This is a genomic window from Crystallibacter degradans, from assembly GCF_012952295.1.
Lineage (GTDB): Bacteria > Actinomycetota > Actinomycetes > Actinomycetales > Micrococcaceae > Crystallibacter > Crystallibacter degradans.
In genome coordinates this window covers 1-438 of record NZ_JABBCH010000092.1, presented here as the reverse complement: position 1 = coordinate 438, position 438 = coordinate 1, and the positions used below count along the sequence as shown (strand labels likewise).

1 protein-coding gene is annotated in these 438 nt (G+C 62.8%); it reads left to right on the top strand.

Annotated elements, in window-relative coordinates:
- On the top strand, nt 1-438 hold a 438-nt coding region (locus tag HGO92_RS23255), incomplete at both ends, for a hypothetical protein (protein ID WP_205835023.1).

The window sequence follows — 438 nt, the reverse complement described above, 5'->3', positions numbered from 1 at the left end:
CGACGGCAAGCCCGGCAACGGCTGGGTCAAAGACGAACTGCCGGTACCACCGTCCCTGTTGAAGCTCTCGCGGCGCATGGCCAAGCAGGTGGGCAGGCATGCTGTTTCGTTGCCGGACCTGTCCCGGGTGAACACGATGCTCATGGACGGCACCATCGCACAGGTCGAACCCTCGAAGAACAGCTCCTTCGATTATTGGGTCCGTATCTCCACAGTGGTAAAGCGCGACGTGGCATGGATCCCGGTGAAGGCACACCGGTTCTTCACCGACTCCCCGGGCGAAGTCTCCGGCTTCGTGCAACTCAACGTGCTCAAGGACGGCAGCCTGCAGTTCGTCCTCCAGAAAAAGTCCCCAATCGCCCGACCGCGCCCCGAGGGTGAGTACCTCGGCCTGGACTGGGGGATGAAGTCCCTTTTCGCGACCAGCGACGGCCGCCT